This window comes from Aromatoleum evansii (genome assembly GCF_045689615.1).
Classification (GTDB): Bacteria; Pseudomonadota; Gammaproteobacteria; order Burkholderiales; family Rhodocyclaceae; genus Aromatoleum; species Aromatoleum evansii.
The window spans coordinates 234,983-255,772 of the sequence record NZ_CP141259.1 but is presented as its reverse complement, the minus strand read 5'-3'; the positions used below and the strand labels follow the sequence as shown (position 1 = coordinate 255,772).

General features: G+C 68.0%; 15 protein-coding genes. 2 read left to right on the top strand and 13 right to left on the bottom strand.

What is annotated here, in order from left to right; genetic code table 11:
* Positions 1-103 precede the first annotated feature (103 nt).
* From U5817_RS01045 to U5817_RS00990, 12 genes are all read right to left on the bottom strand, one after another.
* Positions 104-652: a response regulator gene (locus U5817_RS01045; protein ID WP_169132955.1), complete on the bottom strand. Its 549-nt coding sequence runs from the start codon at positions 650-652 to the stop codon at positions 104-106.
* A gap of 205 nt (positions 653-857) precedes the next feature.
* Entirely contained in the window at positions 858-1,577 is a 720-nt protein-coding gene (locus U5817_RS01040) for a SurA N-terminal domain-containing protein (RefSeq protein ID WP_407279420.1), read from the bottom strand.
* A gap of 30 nt (positions 1,578-1,607) precedes the next feature.
* Positions 1,608-3,158: an ABC transporter substrate-binding protein gene (locus tag U5817_RS01035; protein ID WP_407279419.1), complete on the bottom strand. Its 1,551-nt coding sequence runs from the start codon at positions 3,156-3,158 to the stop codon at positions 1,608-1,610.
* 41 nt (positions 3,159-3,199) lie between these two features.
* Entirely contained in the window at positions 3,200-3,919 is a 720-nt protein-coding gene (locus U5817_RS01030; protein ID WP_407279418.1) for an SCO family protein, read from the bottom strand.
* Positions 3,920-3,923: 4 nt separating this feature from the next.
* The gene (locus tag U5817_RS01025; RefSeq protein ID WP_407279416.1) at positions 3,924-4,661 is read right to left on the bottom strand and encodes an SCO family protein; all 738 of its coding nucleotides are present in this window, start codon (positions 4,659-4,661) and stop codon (positions 3,924-3,926) included.
* A gap of 13 nt (positions 4,662-4,674) precedes the next feature.
* Entirely contained in the window at positions 4,675-6,627 is a 1,953-nt protein-coding gene (locus U5817_RS01020; RefSeq protein WP_407279415.1) for a cytochrome D1 domain-containing protein, read from the bottom strand.
* Positions 6,628-6,912: 285 nt separating this feature from the next.
* Positions 6,913-12,747 carry a manganese-oxidizing multicopper oxidase MnxG gene (gene mnxG / locus U5817_RS01015; RefSeq protein ID WP_407279414.1) on the bottom strand — a complete coding sequence of 1,945 codons (5,835 nt, stop codon included), beginning with the start codon at positions 12,745-12,747 and terminating at the stop codon, positions 6,913-6,915.
* Positions 12,748-13,573: 826 nt separating this feature from the next.
* Positions 13,574-14,539: a transporter gene (locus tag U5817_RS01010; protein ID WP_407279413.1), complete on the bottom strand. Its 966-nt coding sequence runs from the start codon at positions 14,537-14,539 to the stop codon at positions 13,574-13,576.
* Positions 14,540-14,619: 80 nt separating this feature from the next.
* The gene (locus tag U5817_RS01005; RefSeq protein WP_407279412.1) at positions 14,620-15,108 is read right to left on the bottom strand and encodes a DUF2946 family protein; all 489 of its coding nucleotides are present in this window, start codon (positions 15,106-15,108) and stop codon (positions 14,620-14,622) included.
* Positions 15,109-15,167: 59 nt separating this feature from the next.
* Positions 15,168-15,566 carry a hypothetical protein gene (locus U5817_RS01000; protein ID WP_407279411.1) on the bottom strand — a complete coding sequence of 133 codons (399 nt, stop codon included), beginning with the start codon at positions 15,564-15,566 and terminating at the stop codon, positions 15,168-15,170.
* A gap of 320 nt (positions 15,567-15,886) precedes the next feature.
* Positions 15,887-16,327, bottom strand: a complete 441-nt coding sequence (locus tag U5817_RS00995) for a hypothetical protein (RefSeq protein WP_407279410.1) — start codon at positions 16,325-16,327, stop codon at positions 15,887-15,889.
* A gap of 379 nt (positions 16,328-16,706) precedes the next feature.
* A complete protein-coding gene (locus U5817_RS00990) occupies positions 16,707-17,339 on the bottom strand; it encodes a lytic transglycosylase domain-containing protein (RefSeq protein ID WP_407279409.1) in 633 nt (210 codons plus the stop codon).
* A gap of 210 nt (positions 17,340-17,549) precedes the next feature.
* On the opposite strand from U5817_RS00990, the gene gspG reads away from it, so the two are divergent.
* On the top strand, positions 17,550-17,969 hold the full coding sequence (gene gspG / locus U5817_RS00985) for a type II secretion system major pseudopilin GspG (protein WP_407279408.1): 420 nt from the start codon (positions 17,550-17,552) through the stop codon (positions 17,967-17,969).
* A gap of 30 nt (positions 17,970-17,999) precedes the next feature.
* Complete coding sequence (locus U5817_RS00980; protein ID WP_407279407.1) at positions 18,000-19,190, top strand: type II secretion system F family protein; 1,191 nt, start codon at positions 18,000-18,002, stop codon at positions 19,188-19,190.
* A 184-nt stretch (positions 19,191-19,374) separates the two neighbouring features.
* Here U5817_RS00980 and U5817_RS00975 read toward each other — a convergent pair whose 3' ends face one another.
* The gene (locus U5817_RS00975; RefSeq protein ID WP_407279406.1) at positions 19,375-20,787 is read right to left on the bottom strand and encodes a sigma-54-dependent transcriptional regulator; all 1,413 of its coding nucleotides are present in this window, start codon (positions 20,785-20,787) and stop codon (positions 19,375-19,377) included.
* Positions 20,788-20,790 lie beyond the last annotated feature (3 nt).

Sequence of the window (20,790 nt, the reverse complement as noted above, 5' to 3'; positions counted from 1 at the left end):
GCATCGACCTCCTGCGGGCAGCTTCAGACCCGGCCCGCTCCTTGTTATCGCCGCAGCGCGCGCCCCGGCTAGCCCGGGCGCGCGCTGCGGCGCCTCTCTGTTGTCATTGTTCGTCGTCGTCCTGCCGACCATCCACGGCCTTGTGCGCATGACGGCGGTCGGCAAACAGCCACGTTCCGTCATACAGCCGCATCGGGAAGCGGTGGCTCGGATGCTGCCGCCGGTCCGGATGCGTCAAACCGTGCGTGCCGTACTGCTCCGCCCCGCCCGCCACCCGCGTCGGCACGTAGGGCCCGAGGCTGCACACCACTTTCGACAGCTCGGCGAGCGGAAAGGGCTTGAACAGGATGTGCTCGATGCCCCGGCGTGCCGCCTCCTCGCACACCTCGTCGCGCGGCTGCCCCGTCATCAGGATGGCGTTGGCGGTCGCCCCGCGCATCCGGATCGTGTCCAGCACCTGGAAGCCGGACATGTCCGGGAGCCGGTAGTCGAGCACCAGCACCTCGGGCGCGAACTCGTCCAGCAGCCGGATCGCGCTCGCCCCGTCGGAGGCCACGCGGGCCTCGCAGCAGGCGCGCCGCAGGTAGGCCTGGAGGTTCTCCGCGAGGATGTCCTCGTCTTCGACTATCAGTACTCTTCTTGTGGCTGACATGGCCGTCTCCGCTTGCGCACCGCCCCGGTCCTGAATGGCGGTGCTGCTTATGACGGTTGTTCAGCACGCTTTGTGCCAGCTTCTGCGCCCCGCTGACCGCGCCTGTTTCCGCTGGATCCGGCTCGCGGCGGGCCCGCGTCCGCCCCCGAAAGTGGGGAAAAGCCACCCGCCCCCCGGGTCACTCCCCCCAGCGTGGGGCCTCCGATCAGAATTTCTGCAACACCTCCACCTTCGCCGCGCCGCGCAGCTTCTGCAGCGCACTGCTTCCGGCCTCGGCGCGGCGGCTCACCACCAGGTACTCGCGCACCTGGCGCTTCGCCTCGGCCTCCGGCATGCCTGCGGGAGCGGGCTCCTGTTCCAGCGTGCGCCTGACGTCCTCGTCGCTGACCTCGGGCATGCCCGCCAGCGCCTGCAGCGCGCGGCTGGCCGCGAGCTCGTGGCGCAGGTACTCGGCGTAGGTGGCCTCGTTGAAGCCGGCGTCGCGCACGCGGCGCTCGTAGGCCTCGCGGGTCGCGAAGCCCCCCTCGATACCCTTGCGCGCCTCCTCGACGGCGGCGTCGTCGACCTTCATGCCGCGCCGCTGCGACTCCTGCCACAGCAGCTCCTTGTCGATGAGCTGGTCGAGCGCTTCGCGCTTGAGGCGCTTGAACACTTCGGGATTGCGGATCGCGGCGACATTGCGCGCCTGCAGCTTGAGGTAGTCCTCGAAATGGCGTTCGAGGCGGAAGACGGAGATCTCCGCACCATTCACGCGCGCCGCGACGCCGACCTCCTGCGCGGTGGCCGGCGTTGGCAACGCGAGGGTGCAGACCAGGCACAGGGCCGCCGCCCCGAGCCGCAGGCCGCTCAGCACGTGGCGAACGGCCCCTCCTCTCCTCTCCTGCGCCGTGGCGGCGCGCCTGACTTGTGCCTGGTCTGTCCTCACTCGTCTTCCTCCTAACAATAGCCCATCGACTCACTCCTGCACCGCGTCGAGGCGCACGTAGCGTCCGGTCGGGCGGAACACGCGCTTCTGCGCGTCCACGCCGACGATGTGGGCGCCGGGCGCGCCGATGCGCTGCCCGGGGCCGAAGCCGATGGCGGGGGTGACGCCGGTCTGGAAGCCGTGCAGGTTCTCCAGCGCGGCGACCAGCTTGTCGCGGCTGGCGTCGCGCCCCGCACGCTTCAAGCCTTCCGCCATCACCATCGCCGCGGCGTAGGCGCCGACCTGGAAGGCGGGGTGGCGCTCGCCTGCGCCGCTCCTTTCGCGCACCGCGCGCAGTGCGCCCGCGCCCTGCGGGCTCCAGTCCTGCGGCAGCGTCGGGTAGGCGATGAACACGCGCCCGGCCTGCGCCGGCGCAAGCTGCAGCGCAGCCGCGCCGACCTGGTTGGCGGCGGCGAACAGCCACGGCGGCGACTTCTGCAGCGGCGCCTGCGCCGCGAGCGCGCCGAAGTCGGCATCGCGCCCCATGAAGAACACGGCCTGCGCCCCCTGCCCGGCCAGTGCCGTGCCCACGCCGGCCGCGTCGAACGCGCCGGGTACGTAGGCATAGGCGCGCACCTGCGACCAGCCGCGGCGCGCGAGGCGCTCGGCCAGTGCGCGGGCGATGGCGCCACTGCGGGCTTCGTCCGGGTGCACGATCGCGGCGGGCGGGTTCGCGAGCTTGAGCGCCGTGGCGGCGTATTCGCCGAGCGCGCCGAGCTGCTCGCCCAGACCGGGCAGGGGGTCGAACACGAAACGGCCGCCGCTGCCGGTGAGATGGGCGAGCGGACCGACCACGGGAATGCGCGCGGCATCGGCGAGCTCGCCCAGCCGCCCGTCGAGCGCCGGCACCAGCGGCGCGACGACGGCGAACACCTTTTCGTCCTCCACCAGGCGGCGCAGCGCCGCCTCCGCGCCCGCGGCGTCGGTGCCGGGATCCGCGACCACCAGTTCGACGCGCCGCCCATGCACGCCGCCACCGGCGTTCACGGCGTCGAAGGTGCCGCGCAGCAGGGCCGTGACGGTCGCGCCCAGCTCGGCCAGCGGGCCGGCCGCAGGCTGCAGCGTGCCCACGCGCACGGCGTCGGCGAGCAGGCCCGGATCGCCGTCGTCCTCCAGGCGCTTGAGGTAGGCCGTCAGGTCCTCCACGTCGCGCGCCGACATCGTGAAGCGCGGCATCGCGGGGTCGAGCCGGTTGCCGCCCGCATCGACCCCGCTGGTGATGGCGCGCGCGAAGCTCGCGGCGTCGTAGGCCGGCCGTTCGCGCCCGTTTTCCAGACGCTGGCCATAGGAGAGGGCAAGCCGCCGCCAGGTGATGTCGGGCGGGCGCACGCCCCCCTCGCGCCGCCCGCGGCCATCAGCGCCGTGGCAGTTGGCGCACGGCACCACCGTTGCCGGTATCGCCGTGTCCGCACCACCGACGCGGGCCGCTATGTTGCTGCCGGAGGCACTGCGGCCCTCGAGGAAGATCTGCTTTCCGGCCTGTTCGGAAGCAGTCAGCTCGATTGCGGCCACAGGCCCCGCGGCGCATGCCAGCGTGGCCATCACACCCGACCACCGTAAGAGGCGGCGGCTTGCCATGATCGTCACCGTGCCGCGCTCACCTTCGCGACGGGCTCGGTAAGCACCTTCAGCCGCTCGGCGATGGCCGGCGGGGGCGCATCGGGGCGGATCTTGTTCCAGCGCTTGGTCGCGACGTCGCCGGCGATCAGCAGCGTGGAATGCTCCTCGGCGCTCTGGCCGAGCTGGCCGAGGCGGCCCAGCACGAAGTCGACCTTGGCCTTGTCGCCGGTGAGGAAGGTCCAGTTCGGATTGTCGGCCTCGTTCTTCACCGCGAAGGCCTTCAGCGAGGCCGGCGTGTCGTTCAGCGGATCGCTGCTGATCGAGATGAAATGCACCTTGCGCGCGGCCTCCTCGCCCAGCGCATCACGCACCTCCTTGAGCTTGCGCGTGATCAGCGGGCAGGCGTCCTTGCAGCTCGTGTACACCACGTTGAGCATCACCACGCGGTCCTTCAGCACGTCGCTGTAGAACTGCACCCTGCGGCCGTTCTGGTCGACGAGCTCGGTGTCGGTGAAGTAGGCGCGTGCGTCGTGCGTGCCGCCGCCGGTGGCGGGGGCCACGACAGGCTGGGCGGCCGCTTGGGTGCTGGCCGCGGCGGCGCCGTGCTTGTCGGCGTGCCCGGCGTGGTCGCCGTGACCGGCATGCCCGTCGTGATGCTTGCCTTGCGCGAAGGCGCCCGAGGCGACAGCCAGCCCGAGGGCGGCGAGGGATGCGCGGATGAGGGTGCGGCGTGCAGCGATCATTGTCTTACTCCCGGGTGGCGGCACGCGCCGCGATCAGCGATTCGACCTGCGCGACCAGCATCGCGGGGTCCGCGAAGCCGTAGAAGCGCGTCCATTTGCCCGTGCGACCGTCGCCGACCATCATCACGACGGGGTGGTCCTCGAAGTTGGGTGTCCACGTGCCCAGACCCTTGAGCGTGTCGTTGACCGCCGTGGTGCTGCCGGTGAGCCACGACCACCCCGCGCCCGCCCCGCGGGAACGCGCGTAGTCGCGCAGGCGGGCGGGGGTGTCGCGGACCGGATCGACGGTGAGCGAGACCAGCGCGACCTCGCGCCCGACCTTCCCGCCGAGTTTCTGCTGCACTTCGCCCATGATCGCGGAGACCACCGGGCACACCGTGGTGCAGCTGGTGTAGACGAAGTCCATCACGACGATGCGGTCGCCGATGACCTCGGACTTGAGGCGCCGCTCCTTGCTGTTCTGGTCGAGCAGCAGCACGTCGGGGAAACGCACCGACACGTCCTCGGGCAGCTTGATGTCGGAGTTGGCATGGTTGGCATGATTCGCGTGGCCCGCATGACCGGCGTGGGCATCGGCCGCAGCGACCTGCGTGGCCTGCGGCTTCATCGCATGTTCGGAATGCGCCCGCGCCAGGCCCGGCACGATGAAGCTCGCGGCCACCGTCACCGCCAGCGCCAGCAGGCTGGCGCGCATGATCCTGGTCCTGCGATCGTGCTTCGTGTTCCTTGCTCCCTTCTTCATTGCCGCCTCCTCCTCAGTTGCCCGCGGTCTTGCCCGCCACCGCCGACACCGCGCGCAGCGTCAGGTAGGGCTTGTTCTGCGCATCCTTCAACGCGTCCGAGTCCACATGCACGTAGTACGCGCCGGTCTCGCCGAGCAGCACCTGCGCTTCGTACACCCCCTCGCCCACCTCGCGTGCCGCGGCGCTCTGGCGCGTGCCGGACGGGGCGACGAAGTAGCTCACCTTCAGATCCTTGATGCCGGTGCGCGGGGAGTCCTTCTTGCCGGCGACGAGGCGGAAGCGCACCGTCGTCTTGCCCGGCGCCTGCACCGTCACCGGCGCGGGCAGGAACTCGAGGCGCGGCACCGCGAGCTTGGCGTCGCTCACCGCACCCGGCTTCACCTCGGCGCTGAAGCAGTGCAGCACCTGCGGCCGGTCGAGCATGAAGGCGACGTCGAACTTGCCCGACGCCGGCAGCGTCACCTGCGTCGAGAACACCCCCGGCTCGCCCTGCTTCATCGCGCGGTCCACCACCGTCACCGCGCGCGCCGTGTGGCCGCGGTTGAGGTAGCCGGTCATCGGCGCGTTCATGCCTTCCATGTAGAAGTAGGTGGTGTTGTTGGCCGGATTCACGACGAACACCGAACCCTCGTCGTTGCGCGCCGCGAGGCTCGCCGCCAGCGGCAGGTCACCCGCCAGCTTGGGCGCCTCGCCGCCCGCCGCGAAGCTCTGCAGCACCGGCTCGCGCCCCTTGCCCAGCGTGTCGAGCTTCACCATCGTCACGCGCTCGGTGGCGAGGCCGCGCACGTAGGCGTAGCCCGCCGTGAAGGTCACCTGGTAGGGCTCGGAAGCCACCTTGATGTCATGCACCGCCTCGTCGCTGCCGGCATCGACCACCGTCGCGACGCTCTCCATCGTGTTCAGCGCGAAGGCGAAGCGGCCGTCGGCGGTGAAGCGCACCGGCCCGAGGCCGGGCTTGGCCTGGATGACCTTGCGCGTGGCGAGCGTCTTGGCGTCGATCACGGTGATTGTGCCCGCCTGGCCGTCGGCAACGTACACCGCCTTCGACAGCGCGGACTGCGCCACCGAGATCGGCCGCGGACCGGTCTGCAGATCCTTCACCTTCTGCATCGTCGCCACGTCGAACACGCTCACCGTGCCCGTGTCGCGGTTGCTCACGAAGGCGTGGCGCGAGTCGTCGCTGAAGGCGATCTCATGGTGCCCCTTGCCGGTCGCGAAGGTCTTCACCGGCTTGAAGCTGTGGGCGTCGATCACCGTGACGCCGCTGCGGTTCGGGTCGCGCGAGTTGTTGCCGACCCACACGTAGCGCCCGTCCGGCTGCACCGCGACGCGCACCGGTTCGTCGCCCGCATCCACATCCTTGACGACGCGGAAGGTGCCCGCATCGACCACCGCCACCTGGTCGGCGACCGGCATCGACACGAAGAGATGCTTGCCGTCCGGGCTCTTCACCCAGTCCACCGGCGGCCGCTTGAGCATGATGCGCGTCAGCGTGCTGGTCACGCCGCCCACCGAAGTCAGCGGGTCGATCACGCTGATGCTCGGATCCTTGTTGAGCACCAGCAGGTAATAGCTGTTGAGGTCCACCATCGGCCGCACGCCGACCACGCCCTTCAGGTAGAGCGCGATCTTGTCCTTGCATTCCTTCTGCTCGTTGGCCTTGGGGTTCGAGATCACGTGCGCGAGGTCCAGCCACGCGCCCGGCGCGAGTCCCGGCACCCCTTTGCCCGTATTGGCATCGGTAATGCGGAAGCGGATGTCGGCGAGCCCGCCTTCGACCAGCTCGGTAGCATCGCCGGCCGGGCGCGCTTCGAAGTCGATCGCCACGCCGTCGCGCACCAGGCGACCGCTGGCCGCAGGCTTGGCATCCGCCGCGATGGACGCGGGGGCCGGGGCAGCGACAGTGGTTCCGGACAATGCGCACGACACCAGCAGCGAAAGTGTTGCGAAGCGAAGTTTGCTCACGATGATTTCCCCCGGTTTCGGGCCCCACGACTGGGGAGGCCCAGGACTGCCAGTTCATTCGGATGCGCGTCCTGCGACGCGCCGGATGACGCCAACTGCGTGTAGAACGTGGCTGCATCCGTAAAAAGGGCGGCGGGCCTCACTGCCATTAAGTCCCGCCAAATACGCAACAGCCATGTGCTGTTGCAACCAAATGCATGCTTCGTACCAGCGGGATGCGGCCGGCAGCGCCACACCCCGCCCTTGTTGCCTGCTAAGCACTACGCACTGCGAACTGCATGTTGCTTACTGCACCCGCACGATCCCCCAGCGGCCGCCCAGGTTGCCCAGCGACTCGAAGTCGCGGTACAGGTAGTCGCCCGGGATTGCATTGGCGCCGCCTGCGCTGGCCATGTTGAAGGTGAAGTGCGCGGCCGGCAGGATGCTCTCCTGACCGCCGAGGAACATCCCCAGCGGGTTGAACAGGATCCGCGTCGAACCCACACCGAACTTGCGCGACGGATAGCCGTTGGTATCCGTGTTGTTCGCGCGGTACGGATCGCGCTGCCACACGTGGCCATGGAGGCCGAAGGTTCCCATCCGGCTGCCACCCGAGGCCTGCACCAGGTGGATGCGGAAGGGCATCCCGCGACCGACCGTCAGCACCGGCGTTTCCGGATCGGCACCGCCGACCAGGGCATTGCTGTAGGCCATGTTGGCATTGGGCACTGCAGCGAAGCCGGCACCGTTGGCGTGACCGAAGGGCGCGTCCGGAGCCTTCTGGAAGCGATACCACAGCGGTTCGACCTTGTAGTTCACCGCCATCGCCGAGTTGTCTTCCGGATCCTCATGAATCATCGGACCTTCGGCGGCGACGTTCTCCACCGGTTCGCCATTGGCCCAACGCATGTTCAGACCCTTCGCCCACTGCAGCGCGAAGTCACGGTAGGTCGCAAGCTCCGGCTTCGAGGTCTTGGTCACCGTTGCGGCGGCGCGCATGTTGCTGTCCTCGACCCAGGTCGATTCCGGCGGCATGGCGACGAACGCCCCGTTGAGGCCCTTCTGCGTTTGCTTGACCTTGTCCGCCGGGATGATGTTGACCCCGCCGAACTCGATGCCCACCGCGGTGACGGTGTCGGTTGCCTTCTTGATGGTGGATGTTTGCGCAGAGAACGCGCGGCCCAGGTCTCCTACGTAGTATTGATAGGACGTCGTCGGGTACGGATCGGCGGCACTCGCGCGCGGTGCAACCGTCTGCACCGGGTTGATACCCACGTTGGTACCGTCGGACTTGGTCACGTCGTACATCACCAGCTGGGTGTGGAGGCCAGCGTGTGCGGACGGACGCATCAGGTTGTTGTTGAAGCTGGTGGTGCCCACTGCGCCGTAACGGTCACGCACGACGACCGGCGACATCAGGTTGGGCGACGGCAGATCGGGCATCACTGCCGGCAGCCGGTTCTCCAGCACCACATTCACGCACTCGCCGGACGCCGCACGCATCACCAGGGGCTCGACCGGGACGCCGGCTTTGAGCTTGCCGGTGGTCGCATCGAGGTCGTCCTTGCGCACGTACATGATTGCGGTCGGGTCGTGCAGCGGGCCGGACTTGCCACCGATGGTGATCGACTGCCCCGTGACGTCGTCGATGATGGTCGCAGCCGGGATGCTCGTCGGACGCGAGTTGTACACCAGCGTGCCGCCGTTGGCCTTGAGCGGGCCGCCGACATGCTTGCCGTCGCTGCCGGCCATGCCGATGGTCAGGCCGAGCGGGTTGGACAGGACGTCGTTGGCGAGCGCCACCACCACGTTGAAGTTGCGCTGCTTGACCGGCAGCACCCCGAGCTTGGGATCGACATAGTTCTTCGGGCAGATGCCGTTGAAGTCCGCCGCGTTGGTGATACCCACCGGCAGCGGGTTGTTCGGCACCGCGAACAGGTCGGACTGCAGTTCGGCGTAGTTGCGCATCACCCCCCACGTGCCGTTCCAGTAGCCCTCGATCGACGGATTGATCGAGTACATGTAGTCGGCTTCCGTGCGGTTCGCATCCGCATACATCGCCACCGGCATGCCGAGGCTGAACTGCTCGGAGATGCCGACCATCTGGCCGTTACGCCAGCCGGAGTTGCCTGCCGCGCCGAAGGCCGAACCCGCCTGCAGCCACTTCACGCCGTGGATGCTGACGCTGTGCGCCTCTTCCTGGCCACCGGCCTGCACACGGACGCGAACGATGTCACCCGCATAGGTACGCAGCATCGGGGTGAAGGGGTCGCCGGCCTTGTCGCCCGCCTTGTTGATGTGCGGCGGGAAGGTCGTGATGCCTCCGGTCGGGCCGGTCGCCTGCCTGATCGAGCTCGGTGCTTCGTTGAACGCTGCGATCTTGCGGTCGGTGCGGCTCTGCAGTGCATACGCCAGGTCACCCGCGAGCCCGTCCGCCTGCATGCCCGGCTTGCCGTCGGGACCAGTCTTGTTCGGGTCGTAGATGCGCAGCGCCACCGGTTCGTTGCGGTAGTTCACCACGAACATGCCGGGGTCGTCCGCCGAGATCGCCTGCGGGCACGGACGGACCGGGCAACCGATCTTCTCGCCACCAGCGACGATGCGCTGCATGTCGGGGAAGATGGGCAGCGTGGTCTTCTTCGCCGGCGGGTTGATCGCGTAGCGGAAGCTGTCCGGGCTGGTCGGGTACTTGACCGGATTGGGAACGCCGTCCGGACCTGCACCGACATACACGCCGGCTTCATACGCATGCTGGAAGTCGGTGAACTCCAGGTAGAACTCGCGGAAGCTGTCATCGATCTTGTCGCCGTCGATGTCACCGCTGTCGATCACCGCCTGCCACGAGGTCGGACCGCCGTCTGCACGGGTACCCAGCGGCGTGCCGGTCTCGGCCTGGTACCACTTCGAGCCCGCCGGTTCGGTCAGCACGGTTGCGTACAGGCCGATCTGCTGGTGGGTCGAGGGACCATAGTGGTCATGCGTGAAGATGTTGCCCAGACCGCGGTCAATGTTGTACTGGTTCAACAGCGGGTCCGCATACCAGCGCTGCTGCGTCGTGCGCGCGCCCATCCAGTCCGGACGATTGAACTGTCCGAAGTACGGGTGAGCCTTCGGCACGGGGCAGACGTTGCTGCCGTCGCGCGGGTCGGTCGGTTCGGTGCAGTGGTTGAAGTGGCGGACTGCATGGATGCGCTCGACCACGGCTCCCGGCGAGAGCGTGCCGTCCTCATAGTTCCAGCCGTTCGCCGCGCCGTCCGTGGTGGAAAGGTCCCACTTGGGCAGGTGGATGTGCTGGCCGATGATGTCGGTCGGCGTGCGCACCTGGTAGTCGTCCAGCTCGTAGAACTCCGGCACCAGGTTGGTGTGGTCGTACATCGCGCAGTCGTACGTGTTCAGGCGCATCACCAGCGGCTCGGGCGCTTGCTGCTTGTTGATCACCGGCATCACGTCCTCCCACAGCGCGATGATGCGCTGTTGCGGGAAGTGGTAACCGGCCTTGTTGATCACCGCGTCGAACTGGATGTTGGCGCCCTTGTACACGCGCGGCGTGGTCGCGTTGTACTGCGAGGCCTGGCCGGTGTACCACGAGCTCATCGTCGAGCCGCCGTACCAGGTACCCGCGCCGGCGGCCGCAGTGAGCTGCTTCTGCGTGTCGTCGATGCAGGGCTCGGCGAACGGCGCCGCGACCGAGGGCTTGGCGCCGTTGGTCTTGAACGCTGCCGCTGCGACGGTGCTGCCGGACGGGTCGGCCTTGTAGCTCGCGTGCTCCTTCTGCGAGTGGAAAGCCATCGCCGCCTGCTCCGCGTCAGTGCCTTCCTCGGGGAAGAACACCGCCTTGGCCGCCGTGAGCTTCTTCAGGAAGTCGACCGGGCTGGTCGTCACGATCGCGGTGGTGCCGGAGAGCGTACCCTCCAGCGTGTGCCGCGCCAGACCGCCGTCCCAGCCGCCCGCCTGCGCCGGCTCGAGACCGGACCACAGCGCGTTGCCGCTGGCCTTCAGCGCCTGGGCCGTGGCCTGGGTCAGCATGTCGAGCGGCGGGGTCGGCGGACGCTGCCCCATCGTGCTCTCGATGCCGGCGACCCAGAACGGATAGCCCGGGTTCTTCAACGTGCCGTCGGTATTCTTGTTGGCAGCGCTGCGGTCGACCTGCGCCTTGGAACCGGCGATGACCTGGGTGCCGGTGGCAGGGTTGGTGACGTACTTGGTGACGACGCTCACCTTGCCCGGCATCGGCGGCATCGCCTTGCCCGGCAGCGGCACCACCGCGGGGATCGGCGCACCGACCACCAGCTCGCCGTCGGGATAGGCACGCGCGCCCTGGGCCGGCGTGCCGTCCTTCAGCGCGTAGGGCGTGCTGTGATAGCCCTTGGTGCCGTTCGACACCGCGAGCTTCGTGCCGGCCTCGAAGGTGTCGTGGATCCGCCACATGTACCACATCCCCTGCGCGAAGTGCGGGTAGAAGTGGCAGTGGTAGATCGCGTCACCCGGCGAGCGGTTACGGTTGCCGGAGCCGCCGTTGACCATCTCGTAGGTGTAGCCGGAACCCGGCCCGATGCCTTGTGCGTCAAGATAGTTCGAATTGTCGTCGTTGGGGTTGAACAGCCACTGGTGGTTGTGCAGGTGATAGACGTGCTGCTCCTGCCCCACGTGGATGTTGCGGTACTTCACGAAGTCGCCGATGTAGCTGTGGTGCACGTTCGCCGGATCCTGCGGATACAGCGCCTTCGTCGCCTTGATGCCGGTGGTGCCGGCGGGCGGCACCTGGCCCGGCTTGAGCGCTTCGAGGCCGACGTTCGCGGGGATGTCGACCAGCTGCGCCGGATCGCCGACCACGTAGGCGGTGAGGAAGAACTCCTCGTACGCACAGGAGGTGCAGTCATGCATCGGGCCGACGCCGAGGCGGTTGGCGATGATCTCGGAACCGATGCCGCCGGAACCGTAGTTGATCATGAACGCATCGCGCGTCGCCTGCAGCACGTAGCCGAACACCGGGTCGTTGTAGAAGCCCGGGAAGGCCTGCGCGGTCGCGACCTCGTCGTGGAACACGGTGCTGAAGTCGCGGAACGGCTCGAGGCGGTTCGGGTAGGCGGGGTTGCGCTTGCCCATGCTCTCGAGCGGGTAGGTCGAGGCGGGGAAAGTACCGTCGGCGTTGGGTCCGAGGACCACCGCGTCGATCTCGGTATGCACGATGCGCGTGCCGTCGACCGTGTTCACCACCGGCTTGCCGGCCTTGCCTTCGCTGATCCACGGCTGGGCGTTCGGATAACGCGCCTCGTAGTTGATGATCGGCTGGCCGGCCGCCGTCAGTTCCCCTGCCGCCGCCGTCAGGTAGCCGTCGCCGTTCTTGTCGGCGGCGATGCGCATTTCCTCTTCGGACAGCACGTTGCGGTAGGCACGGCCGCCCTTGGGCAGCACGGTGAGTTGGCCGAACAGGCCGCTGGAGATGTTGCCGGCCGTGCCGTCGGCGCCGAAGGTCGCGCCGTAGCTCGTCACCACGAAAGTGCCTTCACGCTCGCCGTACAGCGTGTAGGTCTTCATCTGCCCCGGCGCGGCCAGCGACGAGGCGTTCTTGCCGACGTTGTCGCCCATGTCGGCGATGCTGTTCACCGCCTGCATGCCCTGCGCGAAGAAACCCACGTTGCGGTCGGCGACCTGGTCGTCGATGTGCATCTCGGGCGGCACCGCGTCGCGCGGGTTGGCGGTGGGCGACAGCAGGTTGGTCAGATTCACGGTCAGGCACTCGCCCGCCGCGATGCGCAGCACCAGCGGACGCGGCCGCTTGTCGGCGCGCAGCTTGACGTTGCCGGCGGACTTCGTGCCGCCCGCGGCGAGCGTCTTGCCGCTCGAATCCACCACGTCTTCCTCGAGCGCGTACATCATGCCGTTGATGTTCTGCGCACCGAGCCGGTTGTACATCAGCGGCTGGTCGAGCGCCACCACGTTCGCGACCAGCGTGCGCGTGCACTGGATGCCGGTCGGCGTGGTCGTCGTGCCGCCGCCTTTCGACGGCGCCGCCGCCTGGGCCTGGCCGGCGGCGAACAATGTCGCCCCGGTCAGCATCAGCAGGCCGGCCAGCCTTGTCAGCCGGCCTTGATAGCCGGCTGCGGCTGGCGCCCGCCCTTTCGGATAAAGATACTTCATCGTCGTTCCCCCCACGGTTACAACGCTTTGGTCTGCGGTGCGCTGCAGACCCCGGACCCTCGTCCGGCCAACAACACCAGGCGCGAGCCAAATGGGAAAATCCCGTGGGCGTTCTCGCAATCGTCGTGCCATTACAAAAAATCACGCTTTTTCAATTACTTGATTTTTTTGGAGGGGACAAACGGGGAAACTTCCCCAGTTTTTCCCCGCAACGCGGGTGGGGGATCCCCACGCAATCCCTGCAACGACGCGGCTTACCCGAATCCGCTTGCGACGAAAGTCTTACCGGTTACGCCAATGTCCTTGCTGCCGGTGCGCGACAACTTGTGACAATTTGCCGTTTGACGGCCGATTGCCCAGGTTGGGCGCGCGGATTGTGCCGTGATGCGTTGAAACGGGGACAACGCCCCGGAATTGGGGAATAGTCCCCGATCCGGCGGCAATCACACTTGATGGCAGCCTGGGTCAAGCGCCGTTGCTCCCTCCCCTTGAGGGGGGTGGAGCAGGGGTTTCGCGGAGCACCGCTCCGCGCCTGCGGAACGACGGAGCGAAGCGCAGGCTCCCGGGTTGGGGTGGGGATGGGTGGACTCCGCAGCGCCCGCAAGAAACCCATCCCCATCCTGTCCTTCCCCTTGAAGGGGAAGGAACCTGCTAATCGCGCCTTGCGAACTCCAGTTCGTAGGGCGGGAGGAGCGCAGCGCAGCGCATCCCGCCACACGGCCCCCGGGCTGCCTCCGACCACCGGATTGGCGGGATACGCGGCGCTACTCCCGCCCTACGCCCGTTCGTCGGAGTGACCCGCCACGTCCGCCCCCGACGTTCCGGTTCAGAACGCGACCGTCGTCCCCAGCACCGCACTCCAGCGCGGCGTGAGCTGCACGCCGTTCACATGCTGGTAGATCGGGCGCTGGTAATACGCGTAAAGCTGCCAGTGCGGCGACATCTGCCAGTTGATGCCCGGACTCAGCGCCACCATCGTCGAGCCCGTATCCTCCGGCTCGGCCTCCGCGCCGCGGTCGCGCGCCTTGAAGGCGACGTTGAGCTGCACCGGAATGCTCAGGCGATCGGTCATCGGCTTCACCCAGCCCAAGTCCAGGTGCGTGCGATGACCGGGACGGTAATCGTCATGCTCGGCGGTGGCCAGTTCCGCCGCCAAGCTCGCGAAGGCGGTCGAGCCGCCCGCCAGCTCCCTGCGCCAGTGCGCCCCCAGCAGCACATCGGTGGTACCGCTGCCCGGCTGCAGGCTGCGCTCCGCCTCCTCGCCGTCGCTGTTCTTCACGTCGCTGCGCCCGGTCGGAAGCTTCACGCCGACGCTGACGCCGATCCCCTGTTCGCGGCCGGGGAGCAGCTCGTGCCGCGCCTTGAGGCGCACGTCGCCGAGCTCGCGAAAATCCCAGCTCGCGGGGATGTGATGCACCTCGTCGCCGTGATGATGGTTGTGGACGTGCTGGTGGTCACGGTCGACCAGCGGCAGCGTCATGCCCAGTGTCCACTCCGGCGCGACATCGCGCTCCAGCGTGAGCAGCAGGTTGCGATTGAGCGTGCGCTTCTCGTCATGGTGACGCGGAATCTCGCCCACCGAGACATTGTCGTCGCCATGCATGGCGTGGCGCTGGTCGATGAACTCGAAGCGCAGGTCGAGGCGCGTCTCGCCCGCGAGGCCGGCGTGCATGAAGGCCGAGCTGGTATTGACCGAACAAAAGGTGGCCCCGCAGGACGCCAGGGCGGAAAGGGGTACCGACAGGCCGAGCGCGAGCACGCTCGCAGCCAGCGGACGAAGTACGCAGGACATGATGCCTCCCAGGGCCCGGGCCGCCGTCGGAGCGGGACGGCCCGCGGCCGCATAACGCGGAATCGGAGCGCAGCGGCCGGTCAGCCGATGCGGGGTTCGGTGGCGTCGATTCCGGCTGCGGCAGGCGGCGCGCGCGGCGGCGGCGCGAGGTCGCGCCACTCGAGCCGGCGCGGTGCGTGGGTGGCATCGCCCGCAAGCACGGGCGCGGATGCCGGGAGGAAGAACCAGCCCGCCGTCGCCGGCAGCCCGCCACCGAGGCGGACGACCGAGCAGCAGCATTCGTGGCAGCGATGATCGGCTTCGGCCACCGGCTGCTCGGACGGCGTCTTGGCCGACGGCGTGCGGCAGATGTCGGACCCCGGCAGCGGGCCACGCATCGTCGTGTGGCTCAGCGCAACGAGCGGCGCCAGCCAGATGACGAGAGCCAGCACGGCGATGACGATACGTTCGCCCTGCTGGCTCGAAAAGAAGGATGACGTGCGGCCGGACGCCGTCACGGCTGCCTCGCCGTGCTGTTCGATCCGTACCTGGCCGGAATAGCGCCCATGCTCATCGCATTCGTGCTGCACGAACCGCCTTGCCGGATGGCATCGGCCGGGTCGCCCGCAGCCCTCTCAGCCACCTCGCGCTATTGCTGCCCCATCACACAAGTCATGGCGTCGCCCGGCAGCGTGGCCGCGGCAACGATCCCGGCTGCGTCTGCGCCGGCCAACTTGCCCTGGTTCGCCAGATCGTTCGCCTTGTCCGCCACCTGATACAGCAGTCCTTCCGCCTCCAGCGGCTTGTTCTGGTACACCTTCTGGTCCGCCCCATAGACCTTCGACAGCAGGCCGTCCTTGTTCCCGGTGGCGTTCTTGTCGGAAAAGGCCGACGCGCTGATCACCGCCGCGACGCCTGCCAGTTCCCCGTCGCAGGCACTCACGAACTGGTAGTCGACCGGATTCGGCCGCGCCGCGCTGGCCGCACCGGCGCCGAACACAAAGGGAACAAGGAGGGCGGCGACGAGGGTTCGCATCTTGTTGGCCATTTCAAACCTCTATCGGGGTCAGGGGTTTCGGGCACGAATCCGCGGGCGCACGCCCGGGAATCCGCTGGCTGTTCTGTTTTCTTCGTTTGACAGGCAAGGGACATACCGTGCCGGTACTGCCCGGCGAATTCCTTGATTCGCATCATGCGAGGTCGCCTCGCACACGGCCGCTTCGCCGTGCACGCCGCACACCCTGGGCAAACTCCCTTGCTTGCCTGCGCGGGCATTACGCCCGCCTCCTGCCGACCGGGATGGCGACCCTGTCGCCGCACTCCCGTCATGGGGCAGGGGCTTCCTCCAATCATGACTCTGTCATTGGCTCAGTAGGCGAATTTCTCGTGGATGCACGCGGCCACACCTTCGGCATCTGTCAGTGTCGCCTCGATCGCAATGGCCCCGTCCGGATACAGTTTGCGCTTGTTGGGCGCGAGCGTCGGATCCGACCACGCTTCGATCTTCTGCTGCATGTCGCTAATGATCAGCATTGCATCTCCGGCTTTAGGCGGATTCTCGGAGAGCTTGAGATCGATCCCCATCAGCTTCGTCAGGAGCGCGTCACGATTGGTCGTCCAGTTTGCACTGGAGTAGTAAGCCTGGGTGCGAACTGCGTTCTCAGCTCGGTCCAGGGCATATGCGCAAGCCGTTGTCACAAACGTAATATCTTCGGCAGGCGGTGTCGCCTTCGCGGCATGGGCGGAACCGATCGCAAGGAACAGCGGGGCGGCGGCGATCGCGACGAGCGTACGAACGTTCTTGGCCATTTCAAAATCTCCGAAGGGTTAGATTTTTGGGCTCGGGGTCCGCAGACCCCTCACCTGACACCACGTCGTCCGATGGAACACTGGCAGTTCGGCCCGGCGGATGCATTGCGGGAAGGTCCCGCGGGACATTCAGCAACCCCCGTGCCAGCATTTCCGGCACTACCATTCCTCAGGTATTTCGCGGCTTCCGGCGCCACTGCGGGTGAACTCCCCCAATCTCCACCCCCACTTCCGGGGCCAATTCATCACGAGATCTGCATATACAGAACGGCTTATTCACACCGTCGACATCGGCACACGCCGCGCCGTCAAAGGGTTTAGCCTGGCCGCTGGGGATCATGGGCGCCTTTCCCCAGATTTGGGCTTGATTCCCCACCCCTCATGACACCCGCCCGCCACGGCGTCCGCCGAGGCGCTCGAAATGCTCGATCACGCGCGGCACGTAGCGGCGCGTCTCGGCGAAAGGCGGGGTGCCACCGCTGCGCGCGACCGCGCCGGGCCCCGCGTTGTAGGCCGCGACGGCCATGCCCACATCGTTGCCGAAGCGCTCCAGCAGAAGCTTGAGGTAGCGCGCGCCACCGCGGATGTTGTCCGCCGGATCGCGCGCATCCGCGACCCCCATCTCGCGCGCCGTGTCGGGCATCAGCTGCATCAAGCCGACCGCGCCCTTGGGCGACACCGCCCCCGGGTCGTAGTTCGACTCGGTGCGAATCACGGCGTGGAGGAGCGCCTCGGGCAGGTCGTGCTCGGCCGCGGCCGCGGCGACCAGCGGCGCATAGGGCAGGCTGCCGGTGTCGGCTGCGTTCGCGGCGGCGGGCATGCCGGTCCCGCCGATGGGGGACAGCCCCCCGCTTGCGGGGCCGGGCGAAGCGACGATGCGCTCGAAGCCCCGGCGCGGTTCGTCGGTGAGCGTGACCGAACCGTCGGGCTCGACCTTCATATAGACATCGGCGTGCGCGGCGAGCGGCAGTGCGAGACAGGCGGCGAGGAGCAGCGGAACTGGCGAGGGCATGCGGGATCTCCCGTTCTTGCGTCTTGATTGGGGAAAATTCCCCACTCACACGGGGATTACGCAAGCGCCATGCCGCGCGCCGCCGCGCCGCGACGCGCGTCACGCCACGGGCATGTTTCCTGCTCGCCCAAATTGACGCCGCCGCGAGCCTGTTCCTACACTGGCGGACACCCAATCAACTGAGCGACCAAGCCCATGGATGATCGTCGAATGCTCCGCCGCGGTATCTCGCGCGGCTTCACCCTGCTGGAACTGCTGGTCGTGCTGGTCGTGCTGGGCCTGCTCGCCGGCCTCGTCGCGCCGAAGTATTTCAGCCAGCTCGGCAAGTCGGAAGTGAAGGCCGCGCGCGCGCAGGTCGAGGGCCTGGTGAAGGCGCTGGACCTGTATCGCCTCGACACCGGCCACTACCCCTCGACCGAACAAGGCCTCACGGCACTGGTGACGCGCCCCGGCAACGAGACCAAGTGGGGCGGCCCCTACCTGCAGAAGGCAGTGCCGGCGGACCCGTGGGGCCGCAACTACGCCTACGTGGCGCCGGGTGAGCACGGCGAGTACGACCTGTACTCGCTGGGCAAGGACGGCCAGCCCGGCGGCGACGGCGAGAACGCCGACATCACGAGCTGGGAGTGACGCGCCAGCCGCGTCGCGCCGGGTGCCGCCATGCGCTACCACGTCAAGGGGGTCGGTCGCGATGCGGGGGTCGTCGCGCTGACGCTGGACGCGACCAGCGTCGCCGACGCCCGCCGCCAGGCCGAGGAACAGGGCCTGCGCGTGATGTCGCTGCGTGCGGCGCAACGCCTGCCGGCCCTGCGCTGGCAGCGCAAGGAGACCTTCCCGCTGGTGCTCTTCAGCCAGGAGCTGGCGACGCTGCTGAAGGCCGGCCTCGCGCTGATCGACGCGCTGGAGAGCCTTGCCGAGAAGGAGAGCGACGGCCACGCGCGCAAGGTGCTGGACGACCTGGTGCGCGCGCTGTACGAGGGCAAGTCGCTGTCGCAGGCGCTGGCGCACGCGCCTGAAATCTTCCCCGAGCTGTACGTGGCGCTGATCCAGTCGAGCGAGAAGACCGGCGACGTGGGCGCCGCGCTGGGCCGCTACGTGGCCTACCGCAGCCGCGTCGACGAGGTGCGGCAGAAGATCGTCAGCGCGGCGGTGTATCCGGCGCTGCTGTTCGTGGTCGGCTGCGGCGTGCTGCTGTTCCTGATCGGCTACGTGGTGCCGCGCTTCGCCGCGGTGTTCGAGGACGTGGGCACCAACCTGCCGTGGCTGTCGCGCGTGCTGCTGGCATCCGGCCAGTTCCTGCACGCGCACCAGTTGGAGCTGGGGCTGGGCGCACTCGCGGCGCTCGCGGGCGCGGCGCTGCTGCTGCGCCAGCCGCCGGTGCGGCGCGCGCTGTCGCAGCTGCTGGAGTCGGTGCCGGCGATCCGCAAGCGCCTGTTCATCTACGAGATGGCGCGCTTTTACCGCTCGCTGGGCATCCTGCTGCAGGGCGGCATCCCCATCCTGACGGCGATCGGCATGGTGCGCGGCCTGCTGGGCGTGGCGACACGCACCCGCCTCGACGACGTCGCCGCCCGCATCCGCGAGGGCCACGCGCTGTCGTGGGCGCTGGAGGAGAACCGCATGGCGACGCCGGTATCGCTGCGCATGCTGCGCGCGGGCGAGCACGCCGGCAACCTCGGCGAGATGATGGAGCGCACCGCGGACTTCTACGACGAGGAGATGAGCCGCTTCATCGAATGGTTCGTGCGCCTGTTCGAACCGCTGCTGATGACCTTCATCGGCCTGGTGATCGGCGTCATCGTGATCCTGATGTACATCCCGATCTTCGAGCTGGCGAGCAGTATCCAGTGATCGTGATGCCTCGCCTCACGGGGCATGCTGGATACCGTGGGAGCGGCTTCAGCCGCGAATGGGCGCCGATTCGCGGCTGAAGCCGCTCCCACAGGGAAAGCCCACCGTCCGGTACTTCGCACATCGGAAAAAGGGCGCGGCTTGCACCGCGCCCCCTCTCCCTCCCTTCCCGTATTCCTCCGCGTCAGCGCGACGGGCGCTCCAGGCCGAGCTTCTCGATGCGGTAGCGCAGCATGTCGCGCGTGAGGCCCAGCAGGCGCGCGGACTTGGTGACGTTCCAGTCGGTCTTGTCGAGCATCTTGACGACGAGGTCGCGCTCGACTTCGGGGACGCTGACGCCGTTCGCCGGAACGGACATGCAGTAGCTGTCGAGCGAGTGGAAGTCGCGGTCGCAGGTGCCGTACAGGCCCGGGCAGATCGCGAGCTGGTTGGGCGTGATGGCCTTGCCTGCGGCGAGCAGCACGGTCTGTTCGAGCATGTTGCGCAGCTCGCGCACGTTGCCCGGCCAGGCGTAGCTCTTCAGCACGGCGAGCGCGTCGTCGTTGAAATACAGTCCCGGCTTGCCGTAGCGGCGGGCGTGCTGTTCGAGGTAGTGCTTCGCCAGCGTGACGATGTCTTCGCCGCGCTCGCGCAGCGGCGGCACCTTGATGGTGATGATGCGCAGGCGGAAGTACAGGTCGCTGCGGAACTTGCCCTCGCGCACCATCTGCTCGAGGTCGCGGTTGGTGGCGCTGATGATGCGCAGGTTGACCTTGATCTCCTTGACCGAGCCGAGGCGGCGGATGGTGCGCTCCTCCAGCAGCTTGAGCAGCTTGGCCTGCAGCGCGAGGTCGATCTCGCCGATCTCGTCGAGGAACAGCGTGCCGCCGTCGGCCGCTTCCACGAGGCCGGCGCGGCGGTCGCGGGCGTCGGTGAAGGCGCCTTTCTCGTGGCCGAAGAGCTCGGCTTCCAGAAGATGAGACGGGATCGAGGCGCAGTTCACTTCGACGAAGGGGCCACTGCTGCGCGTGCCATCGACGTGCAGGGCGCGCGCGACGAGTTCCTTGCCGGTGCCGGTTTCGCCGTTGATGAGGACGACCGGCAGCTCGTTCGCGGGCATGTGCTGCTCGGCCTCGAGAAGCTGGCGGATCATGTGCTTCATCGCCTGCATCGGCGCCGATGCGCCGATCAGCGCGCCCACGCCGGCGTCGCGCGTGTCGCGCTCCTGGTAGAAGGACAGGGTCTTTTCCATGCGCCGGGCGTTCAGGGCGCGCTCGATGAGCAGCTTGAGCTCGGCCAGCACGAGGGGCTTGGTGAGGTAGTCGTAGGCGCCGGCCTTCATCGCCTCGACCGCGCGCTGCACGTTGCCATCCCCGGTCATGAGAATGACCTTGGCCTCGGGCTCGGCCTCGCGCACCTTGCCGATCAGTTCGATGCCGGTGATGCCCGGCAGGTTGAGGTCGGTGAGGATGACCTCGGGATGCAGCACCGCAAGCATCTTGAGGGCCTCTTCCGAGGAGCCCGCCAGTTGCGCGTCCCAGCCGTTGCGCTTGAGGCTGGTACAAATGTTGTCGCCCAGGATCTCGTCGTCTTCGACGACCAGGATCGTGTTTGGCATTTC